This is a genomic window from Blastomonas fulva (assembly GCF_003431825.1).
GTDB lineage: Bacteria > Pseudomonadota > Alphaproteobacteria > Sphingomonadales > Sphingomonadaceae > Blastomonas > Blastomonas fulva.
Genome location: NZ_CP020083.1, coordinates 3,212,339 through 3,226,209, shown reverse-complemented (window position 1 = coordinate 3,226,209; position 13,871 = coordinate 3,212,339). Strand labels below are relative to the sequence as shown.

The 13,871-nt window shown below is 64.4% G+C and carries 9 protein-coding genes and 1 tRNA gene; 4 read left to right on the top strand and 6 right to left on the bottom strand.

The window, feature by feature from the left end; genetic code table 11:
* Window positions 1–15: 15 nt before the first annotated feature.
* Together B5J99_RS15395 and secA are read left to right on the top strand one after the other, a co-directional pair.
* Window positions 16–294 carry a hypothetical protein gene (locus B5J99_RS15395; RefSeq protein ID WP_069050096.1) on the top strand — a complete coding sequence of 93 codons (279 nt, stop codon included), beginning with the start codon at window positions 16–18 and terminating at the stop codon, window positions 292–294.
* A gap of 156 nt (window positions 295–450) precedes the next feature.
* Window positions 451–3,174, top strand: coding sequence for a preprotein translocase subunit SecA (secA, locus tag B5J99_RS15390; RefSeq protein WP_117352887.1), 2,724 nt, complete (start codon window positions 451–453; stop codon window positions 3,172–3,174).
* Between the two features lie 283 nt (window positions 3,175–3,457).
* Here secA and B5J99_RS15385 read toward each other — a convergent pair.
* Both B5J99_RS15385 and B5J99_RS15380 read right to left on the bottom strand, forming a co-directional pair.
* A tRNA-Asn gene (locus B5J99_RS15385) sits at window positions 3,458–3,532 on the bottom strand.
* A gap of 93 nt (window positions 3,533–3,625) precedes the next feature.
* Complete coding sequence (locus tag B5J99_RS15380) at window positions 3,626–4,414, bottom strand: NAD kinase (RefSeq protein WP_117353548.1); 789 nt, start codon at window positions 4,412–4,414, stop codon at window positions 3,626–3,628.
* Between the two features lie 187 nt (window positions 4,415–4,601).
* Between B5J99_RS15380 and B5J99_RS15375 the strand changes: the two genes are divergently transcribed.
* Window positions 4,602–6,179 carry a GGDEF domain-containing phosphodiesterase gene (locus tag B5J99_RS15375; RefSeq protein WP_117352886.1) on the top strand — a complete coding sequence of 526 codons (1,578 nt, stop codon included), beginning with the start codon at window positions 4,602–4,604 and terminating at the stop codon, window positions 6,177–6,179.
* Here the strand turns inward: B5J99_RS15375 and mfd are convergent.
* Complete coding sequence (mfd, locus tag B5J99_RS15370) at window positions 6,176–9,673, bottom strand: transcription-repair coupling factor (protein WP_117352885.1); 3,498 nt, start codon at window positions 9,671–9,673, stop codon at window positions 6,176–6,178. The genes B5J99_RS15375 and mfd overlap by 4 nt on opposite strands.
* Before the next feature lie 27 nt (window positions 9,674–9,700).
* Entirely contained in the window at window positions 9,701–9,967 is a 267-nt protein-coding gene (locus B5J99_RS15365; RefSeq protein ID WP_054135381.1) for an FAD assembly factor SdhE, read from the bottom strand.
* A gap of 113 nt (window positions 9,968–10,080) precedes the next feature.
* Here B5J99_RS15365 and recG point away from each other — a divergent pair, with 113 nt between their 5' ends.
* Window positions 10,081–12,138: an ATP-dependent DNA helicase RecG gene (gene recG / locus B5J99_RS15360; protein WP_117353547.1), complete on the top strand. Its 2,058-nt coding sequence runs from the start codon at window positions 10,081–10,083 to the stop codon at window positions 12,136–12,138.
* 44 nt (window positions 12,139–12,182) lie between these two features.
* Here recG and B5J99_RS15355 read toward each other — a convergent pair whose 3' ends face one another.
* Entirely contained in the window at window positions 12,183–12,521 is a 339-nt protein-coding gene (locus tag B5J99_RS15355) for a PilZ domain-containing protein (RefSeq protein WP_054135379.1), read from the bottom strand.
* 107 nt (window positions 12,522–12,628) lie between these two features.
* Complete coding sequence (gene tyrS / locus B5J99_RS15350; RefSeq protein WP_117352884.1) at window positions 12,629–13,852, bottom strand: tyrosine--tRNA ligase; 1,224 nt, start codon at window positions 13,850–13,852, stop codon at window positions 12,629–12,631.
* Window positions 13,853–13,871 lie beyond the last annotated feature (19 nt).

Sequence of the window (13,871 nt, the reverse complement as noted above, 5' to 3'; positions counted from 1 at the left end):
GATAATCATCGTACCGTGAAGCTGCTTCTTGCCTTGCTGGCCATCCTAACCGGGTTTTCGGTCACGGACGGCGTGCGTGTGGCAGAACCTGCGATTGCGGAAGGCGACGGCGCGCTGCGCGGTGCCTGGAATTCCGATGATGTCAGGCCCAATGTGGCCATCGCCGCCGTTCTGCTCGTTGCCGTCGCGCTGCCGCTGGTGCTAGCCAGCATGCCTGCGATGCGCTGGGCGCCCAAGCCGACCCGGCGCGCTCTGGCGTTGACCGTTCACCGGTCCGACAGGCTGCTGCAATAAACCGCTGACGGGTTTCGCGGCTGCATTGCCCGCCTGCCGCCCATGCGCGCACTGCGGTGCGCCGCCCCCATTCTGCCTTGTTCAAAGGCTCGCCGTACCGCCAATTTTCGCGCGTGTCGGCAAATCCCCATCGCTTCGTATTTAAGGAATTCCGCCATGCTCGGCGCCATTGCCAAATCACTTTTCGGGTCCGCCAACGACCGCTACGTCAAGGGCCTGCTCAAGGTCGTCGACAAGATCAACGCCTTCGAGCCCCAGATCTCGCCGATGTCCGACGATGAACTTCGCGGCCAGACGCAGAAGTTCCGGGACCGTCTTGCCGCGGGCGAGACACTTGACGACATCCTGCCCGAGGCGTTTGCGACGGTGCGCGAAGCATCGATCCGCACGCTGGGCATGCGCCATTTCGACGTGCAGATGGTCGGCGGTATCGTGCTGCACAAGGGCGAGATCGCCGAGATGCGCACCGGCGAGGGCAAGACCTTGGTCGCGACGCTCGCCTGCTATCTCAATGCCATCGAGGGCAAGGGCGTGCACGTCGTCACCGTCAATGATTACCTCGCCGCGCGCGATGCCGAGTGGATGGGCCAGGTCTATCGCTTCCTGGGTCTGACCACCGGCGTGATCGTCCCCAATCTGGGCGAAACGGCGCGGCGCGAGGCCTATGCCGCCGACATCACCTATGCGACCAACAACGAGCTTGGCTTCGATTACCTGCGCGACAATATGAAGCACGAGCGCAGCCAGATGGTGCAGCGCCCGTACAACTTCGCGGTGGTCGACGAGGTCGATTCGATCCTGATCGACGAAGCGCGCACCCCGTTGATCATCTCCGGGCCCACCGACGACAAGTCCGAGATGTACATCGCGGTCGATGCGATCGTGCTCAAGCTCGATGAAAAGGATTACGAGAAGGACGAAAAGGCCCGCTCGGTCATCCTCACCGAGGACGGCACCGAGAAGGCCGAGCGGCTGCTCGAAGAGGCTGGCCTGCTCGAGGGCAGCAACCTCTACGACGTCGAGAACACCCAGATCGTCCATCACCTTGACCAGGCGCTCAAGGCCAATGTGATGTTCAAGCGCGACATCGATTACATCGTCAAGGACGACCAGATCGTCATCATCGACGAGTTCACCGGACGCATGATGGATGGCCGTCGCTGGTCGAACGGCCTGCACCAGGCGGTCGAGGCGAAGGAACGCGTCCAGATCAAGCCCGAGAACCAGACTTTGGCCTCGATCACTTTCCAGAACTATTTCCGCATGTATCCCAAACTGTCGGGCATGACCGGCACCGCGGCGACCGAAGCGGCCGAGTTCTTCGACATCTACAAGATGAACGTGGTCACCATCCCGACCAACAACCCGATCCGCCGCATCGACGAGGAAGACGAGTTCTACAAGAACACCGCCGACAAGTTCCAGGCGATCGCCAAGGGCATCCGCGAAAAGAACCTGATCGGTCAGCCGGTGCTGGTGGGCACGGTGTCGATCGAGAAGTCCGAGCTTTTGTCCGAATATCTCAACAAGGAAGGCGTGCCGCACAGCGTACTCAACGCGCGCTTCCACGAGCAGGAAGCGCGGATCGTCGCGCAGGCCGGACGCATGGGCGCGGTGACCATCGCCACCAACATGGCGGGCCGTGGCACCGACATCCAGCTGGGCGGCAATGTCGAATACCGCGTCGATGACGAACTGCGCGACATGCCCGAAGGTCCCGAACGCGATGCCGCGATCGCAGCGATCAAGGCAGAGGTTGCCGCCGAGAAGGCCAAGGTGCTGGAAGCCGGCGGGCTGTTCGTGCTGGGCACCGAGCGCCACGAAAGCCGCCGCATCGACAACCAGTTGCGCGGACGTTCGGGTCGTCAGGGTGACCCCGGCCTGTCGCGCTTCTATCTGTGCCTCGAGGACGATCTGCTGCGCATCTTCGGCCCCGATACCCTATTCTCGCGCATGATGAAGAACAACCTCGCCGATGGCGAGGCGATCGGATCGAAGTGGTTGTCGAAGGCGATCGAGACTGCGCAGAAGAAGGTCGAGGCGCGCAATTACGACATCCGCAAGCAGGTCGTCGAATATGATGACGTGATGAACGACCAGCGCAAGGTGATCTACGAGCAGCGCGCCGAGATCATGGATGCCGATGCCGTCGACGATGTCGTGCTCGACATGCGCAACGACACGGTCAATGCGATCGTCGGCGAAGCGTGTCCTCCGGGAACCTATCCCGAACAGTGGAACGTGCCCGGCCTGAAGGCGCGCGTGTCCGAGGTGCTGGGAATCGAGCCCGATATCGATGCCTGGCTGCAGGAAGACGTGATCGAACCCGACATGATCGAGGAACGCATCCGCGAGATGGCCGAGGCCAAGGTCAACGAAAAGGCCACCCAGGTCGAAGAGGGCATGTGGCGTTCGATCGAGAAGTCGGTTCTGCTGCAGAGCCTGGACCACCACTGGAAGGAGCATCTGGCGACGCTCGACGCGCTACGCCAGGTCGTGTTCCTGCGCGCCTACGCCCAGAAGACGCCGATCAACGAGTACAAGCGCGAGGCGTTCGGCCTGTTCGAACGCATGCTCGAGGTGATCCGCGAGGACGTTACCGGCACGATCATGAGCCTGGAAATCCGCGAGCCCGAAGTGCCCTCGCTGCCCGAATTGCCCGACTTCCTGACCACGCACTTCGATCCGTTCACCGGTGAGGACAACAGCGCGGACATCGACGGCGGCACGCTGGGCACGGTCGCAGCCACGCTGCCCCCGCGCCAGTCCCCGATGCCCGAGGCGTCGGAAGAGCTGTTCTCGGGCGAAATCAGCCGCAACGCCCCGTGCCCATGCGGATCGGGCCGCAAGTACAAGCACTGCCACGGCAAAGCGGCTTGAGCTTTTTATGATGGGATGCGCCCTGGCGTCGGAATAACCCCGGCGTCAGGGTGCCTTGCAAGCGCGCCAGGTGGCACCATCAGTCATCTGACGAACACTGTCGGCATGAACGCCGGAACACGCTCGTCGAAAAGTGGCATAGCAGCCGGTATGATATCAGAGATTTTTGCACTGAGGTGCGCTTGCTGGCAATGCCAGTGACCCCTGCAGTGATCGGATGCTGTTCGCACTGTGCCTTGCTACACCCGGGGCAATTGCTGCCGGGGCAAGGACTTAGAAAGGCTGGCTCCCCGAGTAGGATTCGAACCTACGGCCAAGTGATTAACAGTCACCTACTCTACCGCTGAGCTATCGGGGAATGCCCTCTATCCCTCTAAAGACACTGTGTTCTCCAGAAGAAGCGCGCCTATAGCACCGGGTTTTTTGGTTTGGCAAGCGTCTGCGTGCCACATCACACGATAAATTGTTCCGCCGATATCCGGTCGTCCAGGCTGTGGCCCGGATCGAACATCAGCGACAGGCGGCGGTTGGGGTCGATGGCGATCTGGATGTCGCGAATGTCGCGCACCTCGCGCTGGTCTGCGACCGCGCTGACCGGGCGTTTGGAGGGCTCGAGCACGCGCAGCGATATCCTGGAGGAATCAGGCAGCAACGCTCCCTTCCAGCGGCGCGGGCGGAACGGGCTGATCGGGGTCAGCGCCAGCATGCCGCAGCCCAGCGGCAGGATCGGGCCGTTGGCGGACAGGTTGTACGCGGTCGACCCTGCGGGTGTTGCCACCAGCACGCCATCGCAGACCAGCTCGCTGATTCGTACGGCATTGTTGACGCTGACCTCGATCTTGGCGGTCTGGCGCGTTTCGCGCAGCAGCGAGACCTCGTTGATCGCAGGATAGGTGACCCGCTCGCCCGCCATGGTGGTCGCGGTCATCGACAGCGGCAGCACCTCATAGGATTGCGCCTGTTCCAGTCTGCGCACGATGCTGTCGCCGCTGCGCCACAGGTTCATCAGAAAGCCCACCGTGCCCAGGTTGAGGCCGTAGACGGGCACGATCTTGCCGCGTTCGAGCATCTGGTGGAGCGTCTGCAGCATGAATCCGTCGCCGCCCATGACGACGACGATGTCCGCTTCCTCGAGTGCGACCCATTCATGCGCGGCCTGCACCTCGCGCGCGGCTTTGCGGGCGCGTTCGGTGGGGGAGACGGCCAGCGCGATTTTGCGTTCGAGAACCGAGGTCGGCATACAGGGCGCCTTCATGGGTGAATGCACCGGGTCTTAACTGATCCGTGCTAATGCGCCAATCATTCTTGACGCGGCCACGAGCGCCCCACAAAGGCACATCAGGCCGGGGGCGAGGGGCCTTTCCTGCGCATTGGGGGTTCGAATTCTGAGCAGCATCGCCGAACAGCGACACCGGCCAAGCTGGTGCATGACCGGATCGGCCGCCGCCGATCCGCAGCTGGCGGCTGCGCTGGAGGCTGCGGGATTCGAGCCATCGGGCACGGCAGAGGCCGACCTGATCATCATCGATATTCGCGGGCAGGGCGAGGCGCGGCTGCCGGATGCCGTGGCAGCGCCGGGCGGGCTGGCGATGCTGTTGTGCGATGCCGGTCACGCAGGTGTACTGGCACAGGCCGCACCCGGCATCACCCATAGCCTGGTCACCCCGTTTGCGCCCGCAGCATTGGCACTGCAGCTGGCGCTGATCCGCTCGCAATTGATCGGTGGCGCTGACATGCAGCGCGATCTGCACGGACAGCTGGCAGCGCTGGCTCGGACAGCCGATGGCAGGCTGCACGCGATGTTGATCGGCCTGCGGCGGATGTCGGCGATCAATGCGACCTATGGAGCGGCGGTGGGCGATGCGGCGCTGGAGACCATCGGCCAGCGCCTCACCCGGCAGAACGCCCGCCTGTCGGGCGGGGCTGCGCTTACCATGCGGCTGTCTGGCGGAGACTATCTGCTGGCGCATGTGATGCCCGAGGAACGGGTCGGCTGGCAGGTGATGGCCGAGCGGCTGCTGCGGGTGATCTCCGAGCCGCTGGATGCCGGGGGGCACCGCTTGCGGTTGACTGCGCGCGCTGCGCTGGCGCTGGGCCGGGCCGATGAAAGCCCACTTTCGCTGCTGGACCGGCTGTCTGCAGGGCTGGCAGCGGCGCGCGAAAGCGCCGCCGAACCGGTACGTTGGGCCGACCGCCAGTCCGACAACGCACCACAAAGCGGATACCGGCTCGAGCAGGACATCGTCCGCGCCATTGAGCAGGACGAGATCACGGTTCTGTTCCAGCCTCAATTTGCAGTCGAGGACGGGGCTATCACCGGCGCCGAGGCGCTGGCACGCTGGCAGCATCCGCTGCATGGCGAGATTGGCGCAGGCACGCTGTTTGCCATTGCGGACAAGGCCGATTTCACCCGGGCGCTCTCGCGGCATATCCGGAAGCGCGCGATGGAACAGGCAGCGGGCTGGACCGGGCCGCTGGCAAACCTGCGCATCTCGCTCAACGTCACCGCAGAAGATCTCGGCGAGAAAGGCTTTGCCCAGCGCGAACTCAAGATGATCGCCGCATCAGGTTTCGACACGCAGCGGCTGACGCTGGAGATGACCGAATCCGCGCTGATCCCCGATCTCAAGCGCGCGGCCGCGCGCTTTGCCACCTTGCGCGAGGCAGGGGTAAGGATCGCGGTCGACGATTTCGGCACCGGCTATTCCAGCCTGCTGTATCTCAAGCGGCTGCCGCTCGATTATCTCAAGCTCGATCATGCGATGACCCGCGACATCGGCGGCGCGGAAGCCGACCGGATAATCGTGCGCTCTATCGTCGCCATGGCCAAGGCGCTCGACCTCAAGGTTATCGCAGAAGGGGTCGAGAGCGAGGCGCAGCTTGAAGCGCTGCGCGAGGAAGGCTGCGACTATTTCCAGGGCTTCCTGCGAGGCAAGGCTATGGAGGCGGAAGTTTTCGCGGAATTTGCTACTGCTGCTCTCTCCCTTGAAGGGGAGAGGACTTAGCCCGCCTTAGCCTTCTTCTTCACGATCCCCGCCAAGCCCTTGGAAAGCTGCACCAATCCGTTGATTCTCGTCGCCGGATCGCCCCATACCCGTTGGATCATCAATTTCTGGTCCGGCCGCAGCTTGGCGACGCCGTTCAGCCGTTCCACATAGGCCAACAGCCCCGGTACGTCGGGGAAGCTGTCGTTGTGGAAGCTGACCAGCGCGCCGCGCGCGCCCACATCGATCTTGGAGACACAGGCGGTGATGCAGTTCTGCTTGATCTCAATCAGCTTGATCAGATTGGTCGTCGCCTCGGGCAGCGCGCCGAAGCGGTCGATCATCTCGGCGGCGAAGGATTCGATCTCGGCGCCGCTGCTGAGGTCGTTCATCCGTCGATAAAGCGCCATGCGCACCGCCAGATCGGGGACATAATCCTCCGGGATTAGAATCGGGGCGTCGACGGTGATCTGCGGCGAAAACTTCTGGCGCGGCAGGTCGAGCGCGAAGCCGCCCGCCTTGGCCTCGATGATCGCCTCTTCGAGCATCGACTGATAAAGCTCGAACCCGACCTCGCGAATATGCCCGGACTGCTCGTCGCCGACCAGATTGCCCGCGCCGCGGATGTCGAGGTCATGGCTGGCGAGCTGGAAGCCCGCGCCCAGAGTATCGAGATCGCCGAGCACCTTGAGCCGCTTTTCCGCGGTCTCGGTGAGCACCCGGTTCTCCGGCGTTGTCATGTAGGCATATGCGCGTGTCTTCGACCGGCCCACGCGCCCGCGCAGCTGGTAGAGCTGGGCGAGGCCAAAGGTGTCGGCGCGGTGAATGATCAGCGTGTTGGCGCTGGGGATATCGAGCCCGGATTCGACGATCGTGGTCGACAGAAGCACATCGTACTTGCGGTCGTAGAACGCGCTCATCCGCTCCTCGACCTCAGACGGTGCCATCTGACCATGCGCCATGATGTGGCGGATTTCGGGGACCTGCTCGCGGATGAACTCGCCCAGTTTGTCGAGATCGCTGATCCGGGGAGCGACGAAATAGGATTGCCCGCCGCGATAATGTTCGCGCAGCAGTGCCTCGCGGATCACCACCGGGTCCCAGGGCATCACGTAAGTGCGCACCGCGAGGCGGTCGACCGGCGGGGTCTGGATCACCGAGAGCTCGCGCAGGCCGCTCATCGCCATCTGCAGCGTGCGCGGGATCGGCGTGGCGGTGAGCGTCAGCACATGAACATTGGCCTTCAACGACTTCAGCCGCTCCTTGTGGACCACGCCAAAGCGCTGTTCCTCATCGATGATCACCAGCCCCAGCCGCTTGAACTCGACCGACTTGGCGAGCAGCGCATGCGTGCCGATGACGATGTCGGTGGTGCCAGCAGCCAGCCCTTCGCGCGTCGTCTTGGCCTCGCCCGCGGTCACCAGCCGCGACAGGCGGCCGATGATCAGCGGGAAATTTTGAAAGCGCTCCACAAAGTTGGTGTAGTGCTGGCGGGCAAGCAAAGTGGTGGGAGCGATGATCGCGACCTGCATCCCCGCCATCGCCGCAGCAAACGCGGCGCGCATCGCGACCTCGGTCTTGCCGAACCCGACATCGCCGCACACCAGCCGGTCCATCGGCTTGCCCGAGGCCAGATCCTCGAGCACCTCGGCGATGACTCGCTCCTGGTCCTCGGTCTCCTCGTACGGGAAACGGTCGACGAAGCTGGCATAGGTCCCCGGATCGATCTCGGCGACATCGGCGGTGCGCAGCGCGCGCTCCGCTGCGGTCTTCATCAGCTCACCGGCGATCGCCTGGATGCGTTCCTTGAGCTTGGCCCGCCTGCGCTGCCAGGCCTCGCCGCCCAATCTGTCGAGTGGAACGCCGTCGCTCTCCGAGCCATAGCGGGTGAGCACGTCGATGTTCTCGACCGGAACATAGAGCTTGTCGCCACCCGAATAGGTCAGCCAGACGCAGTCGTGCGGGCTCTTGCCGACGGGGATCGAGACCAAGCCCTCATAGCGGCCGATGCCGTGATCGATATGCACGACCAGATCGCCTGCCGACAGCGACTGCAGCTCGGCGAGGAAAGCGTCGGCGGACTTGCGCTTCTTGCGCCGACGCACCAGCCGGTCGCCGAGCAGGTCCTGTTCGGACAGGAGCTCGTAGCGATCGGTGGCAAAGCCGTGATCCTGCGGCAGCACGACCATCGCGGCCATGCCGGTTGCAGCCTGGCCCAGCGCCTCCTGCCAGCTGCCGGCCAGCGCCATGCGCGCGAGCCCGTGGTCCTTGAGCAACCCGAGCAGACGGCTGCGCGAGCCTTCCGAATAGCTCGCGATGATCGCGCCCTTGTCGGCCGCGCGCAGCGAATCGATATGCTCGGCAGCCGCGGTGTAGACATTGTCGCCGCGCGCCCGTTCCGCACCGAAGTCGCGCGCCGCGCGATAGCCCAGGCCCAGCACGCTCGCCGATTCCGGCTCGTCATGGCCGCTGACGAGGTGCACCGGCGTGTCTGCCTGCAGCGCGCGCCATTCCTTGGGGATCAGATAGAGAGCAGAGGGCTTGAGCGGGCGATAGCTGCCGGTCTTGTCCTCGTTCCCGCGGGTGCGGTTGGCGTGGTAGTCGGTGATGCTCTCGAAACGCTGGTCGGCGGCGGCATCGGCGCCGGCATCGCGCAGCACGAGGTCATTGTCTTCGAGATGATCGAACAGCGTATCGAGCCGCTCCTCGATCATCGGGAGCCAGTGCTCCATCCCCGCCAGACGCCTGCCGTCGCTGATCGCCTGGTAGAGCGGATCACCCGTCGCGCCCGCGCCGAACGTCTCGCGATAGGCGCTGCGGAAGCGCTTGATGCTGTCGGCATCGAGCAGCACTTCGGAGGCCGGGAGCAGGATGTGCCGCTCGACCCGCTCGGTCGAGCGCTGGGTGCCCGGATCGAAGGCGCGCATCGAATCGAGCTCGTCGCCGAAGAAATCGAGCCTCAGGCCGCTGTCCATCCCGGCGGGGAAGATATCGATGAGGTTGCCGCGCACCGCGAACTCGCCGGAATCGGCAACGGTGTCGGTGCGCGCGTAACCCTGGCGGACAAGCTTGGCGATCAGCGCCTCGCGCTCGACGACCATGCCGGGCTTGAGCTCGGCACCGATCTGGCGAATACGAAAACGCGTCAGAGTGCGCTGGGCAACGGCGTTGACCGTGGTCACCAGCAGCTGCGGGCCGCCTGCGGGCTGCTGCAGCGTCCACAGCGCCTTCAGCCGCCGCGCCGTGATCGCCAGCGAGGGTGACGCGCGGTCATAGGGCAGACAGTCCCAGGCGGGGAACTCGATTGTCTCGAGATCGGGCGCATAGAAGGGGGCGGTCTCGGCAACCGCGTGCATCATCGCATCGTCGGGGGCGATGAAGACCACGCGGCCACCCGACTTTCGGCCAGCGGTGGCGCGGGCCAGATCGGCAAGCAGCAGCGGCAGCGCGCCGGGTGCCACGCCCGCCAGCGTCAGCGGGCCTGCCGCAGCCAAAATCCTGCTGATGCTGTCCATAAATCGGGTGTTGCCTGTAATCCGGGGTCAGCGCGGGATGTTGATGAAATCGAGCTGGCGCATGGCGTCCATCTGCGGCCCGGCGAACTGCGCAGGGACAGGCAGCGTGCCGATCGCCCAGGCCATGATGTCGACGTCCTGTTCCTCGATCAGCGCCTCGAACCAGGCGAGCTCTTCGTCCGACCAGCTCTGGCCATAGCGATCGAAGAAACCTCCGATCATGAAATCGGCCTCACGCGTGCCGCGATGCCAGGCGCGGAAGGCCAGGCGGCGCAGTCGGGTATCGCGGTCCATCGCATTGGCTCCTTCGCTTGGGGTTGCCTTGCAGGGCAGGCCATGTCTGCCTAAGACGGGCGGCAAGACTTCAGCCAGCGGCACCAGATGTGACCGCGTTTTTTGCGATAGCCATGCGCCCCGATATACTCAACCCCGCATTCGCCGAGATCGAGACCCTCAAGGGCGTCGGCGTATCCCTGCAAAAGCCGTTCGCGCGGCTGGGAATCGCGCGGGTCAAGGACATGGCCTATCATCTGCCCACCGGCTTCATCCGCAGGCGGGCTGTCGCGACGGCGGACGATGCCGCGACCGGCGAGCAGATCATCATCGCGCTGACCGCTACGGGCTATCGCAGCAGCCCCGGACGTGGGCCGACCCGGGTGATCGCCGAGGACAGCATCGGCAACCATATCAGCCTTGTCTATTTCGGCGGCAACCCCGGCTGGGCGCGCAAATTGTGGCCGCTGGGCGAGACCCGGCTGGCGGCGGGCAAGCTCGAGATCTGGGGCGAGGCGTGGCAGATCGTTCACCCCGATCATGTCGTTGCCCCCGAGGAGGCTGACCAGATCGCCGACGCCGAACCGGTCTATCCGCTTGCCGAAGGCCTGGGGCAGAAGCGCGTCGCCTCGCTCGCGGCGCAGGCGCTGTCGCTGATGCCGCCGCTGCCCGAGTGGATCGAGCCGACGCTCAAGGCCAAGCAGGACTGGCCCGACTGGCACGAGGCGCTGGCAAGCGCGCATCAGGGGATGGACGGGCTTCCCCGCGAGAGGCTGGCCTATGACGAGATTTTCACCAACCAGCTCGCCTTCGCGCTGATCAGGCAGAGCAACCGCAAGCGCAAGGGGCTGGCGCTGCAGGGCGACGGGCATCTGCGCGATGCGTTGCGGTTGCCGTTCGCGCTGACCGGCGCGCAGCAGCGCACGATCGGCGAGATCAACGGCGACATGGCACAGCCGGTGCCGATGCTGCGGCTGCTGCAGGGCGATGTCGGCGCGGGCAAGACGTTGGTCGCGGTGATGGCGATGCTCAATGCGGTCGAGTGCGGCGGGCAGGCGGCCCTGCTCGCGCCGACCGAAATTCTCGCGCGGCAGCATTTCGACACCATCTCGCGGATGCTCTCGGGGCTTCCTGTGAGCATCGCGGTGCTGACCGGACGCGACAAGGGCCGCGCGCGCGATGCGACGCTGATGGGGATGGCGGATGGATCGATCCAGATCATCATCGGCACGCACGCGCTGTTCCAGGACGCGGTGCGCTACAGGAATCTCGCGCTGGCGGTGATCGACGAGCAGCACAAGTTCGGGGTGTCGCAGCGGCTGATGCTGCAGGAAAAAGGCCGGGCGACCCCGCATCTGCTGGCGATGACCGCAACCCCGATCCCGCGCACGCTGACGCTCAGCCATTATGGCGAGATGGATGTCTCGCGGCTCGACGAGCTGCCGCCGGGGCGCCAGCCGATCGAGACCCGGGTGATCGCCGACGAGCGGTTGTCCGAGATCGTCGATGGGCTTGGCCGGCATATCGAGCGCGGCGGGCAGGCGTACTGGGTGTGTCCTTTGGTGATGGACAGCGAGACCAGCGACCTGGCGGCTGCCGAGACGCGCGCGGCGCAACTCTCGGAGCGCTTCCCGGGCAAGGTCTCATTGGTTCACGGCCAGATGCCCGCCGAGCGCAAGGATGCGATGATGGCGGACTTTGCCAGTGGCAAGACGTCGCTGCTGGTCGCCACCACGGTGATCGAAGTCGGGGTCGATGTGCCCAACGCAACGCTGATGGTGATCGAGGCGGCCGAGCGCTTCGGCCTGGCGCAGCTGCACCAGCTGCGCGGTCGGGTCGGGCGGGGTGATCAGAAATCGGTGTGCGTGCTGCTGCGTGGCAATGCGCTGAGCGAGACCGCGCGCGCCAGGCTGGCGCTGATGCGATCGAGCCAGGACGGGTTTCACATCGCAGAGGAGGATCTGCGGCTGCGCGGGGGTGGCGAACTGCTCGGCACCCGCCAGTCCGGCGACGGCGCGTTTCGCATCGCGACGCCAGAGCAGGTCCAGCGGCTGATCGCGACCGCGACCGACGATGCGCGCCTCCTCATGGATCGCGATGGCGGTCTGGACAGCGAACGCGGCCAGGCCGCGCGGGTGGCGCTGTATCTGTTCGAGCGGGATTATGGCGCGAAGCTGCTGAGGGGAGGGTAGTCAATCAAGATCCTCCCCTGAAGGGCGAGGATTTTAGAAGGCGCTCAACGCCGCCCGTTGGGCCCCGTCGTCGCGCCAAGCACGTCGATCATCTCGTTGAATTCGTTGAGCCGGATCACGCGCTCCAGCTGGAACCCGCTGCGCCCGCCGATCGACCAGATCAGATGTGCCTCGATTCGGCCGATTACCGGTAGGCGCACGGTGATGCGTTCGCCCTTGGCGAGCGGCATTTCGCCTTCGGTCATGAAGCCGTTGGCGGAAATGTTGACGATATGCGTCTTGATGTCACCCAGATGGCGATGCTCGGCAATGGTCGCATGATTGACCGCGTGGCGCGCGGCTTGTCGCTTTTCCACCACTGCGAGTCTGGCTCCTCTGGACATGTATCGACCACCCGTTTTGGCATTGCTTGCTGGAAGCTACCATCACTCAAAAGTGCGAACAAAGTGTAAATTCTAACGGAAAGTATACGTCCGTCGGAGAATTGCAATCAGTCCTCGCCGAGGACTAGCCCGTGCTTTTTCTGACCCAGGCTCAGCGTATCGCCGGGCTTTACCAGATAATCAAAGCCTTGCACCTTCTCGCCGTTCACGCGCACCGCGCCTTCCTCGATCTTGCGCTTGGCTTCCTTGTTCGAAGTGGTGAAACCCAGGCCGGTGATCGCGTGAATGATCGACATGCCCTCTGCGGGCACCTGGATGCTGGGCAGATCGCCGCCGGCATGGCCTTGCTCGAAGGTCGCGCGCGCGGTCTCGGCGGCGGACCGTGCGGCATCGGCGCCGCGACACATGGTGGTCGCAGCATCGGCAAGCACCTTCTTGGCCTCGTTGATCTCCGATCCCTGCAGGTTTTCGAGCCGCGCGATCTCGTCGAGCGGGATATCGGTGAACAGCCGCATGAACCTGCCGACATCGGCATCCTGGGTGTTGCGCCAGAATTGCCAGTAGTCGTACGCGGGCAGCGAATCCTCGTTGAGCCAGACAGCGCCCTTCTCGGTTTTGCCCATCTTGCCGCCATCGGCGAGCGTGATCAGCGGGGTGGTGACGCCATAGACCTCGGTCCCGTCGACACGGCGGGCAAGCTCGATCCCGTTGACGATATTGCCCCACTGGTCCGACCCGCCCATCTGCAACCGGCAACCGACGCGGCGCGACAGCTCCAGGAAGTCATAGGCCTGTAGAATCATGTAGTTGAACTCGAGGAAGCTCAACGACTGTTCGCGGTCGAGCCGCAGCTTGACCGAATCGAAGCTGAGCATCCGGTTTATCGAGAAATGCTGGCCGATATCGCGCAGGAACGGCACATATTCGAGCCTGTCGAGCCATTCGGCGTTGTCGACTATGATCGCATCGGTAGGCCCGTCACCGAAGGTGAGGAAGCGTTCGAACACACGCTTGATCGAGGCGACATTGGACGCGATCGTCTCTGGCGTGAGCAGCCGGCGGGCCTCGTCCTTGAAGCTGGGGTCACCGATCTTGCCGGTGCCACCGCCCATCACGACGATCGGCTTGTGGCCGCTCTGCTGCAGGCGGCGCAGCAGCATGATCTGCACGAGCGAGCCGACATGCAGCGACGGCGCGGTCGGATCGAACCCGATATATCCGGGCACGATCTGCTTGGCCGCCAGCGCATCGAGCGCGGCTGCATCGGTCAGCTGGTGGATATAGCCGCGCGCATCGAGCAGCGCCAAAAGATCGGATGTGTACTGGGTCATGATGGCGGGCCGCTTAGCA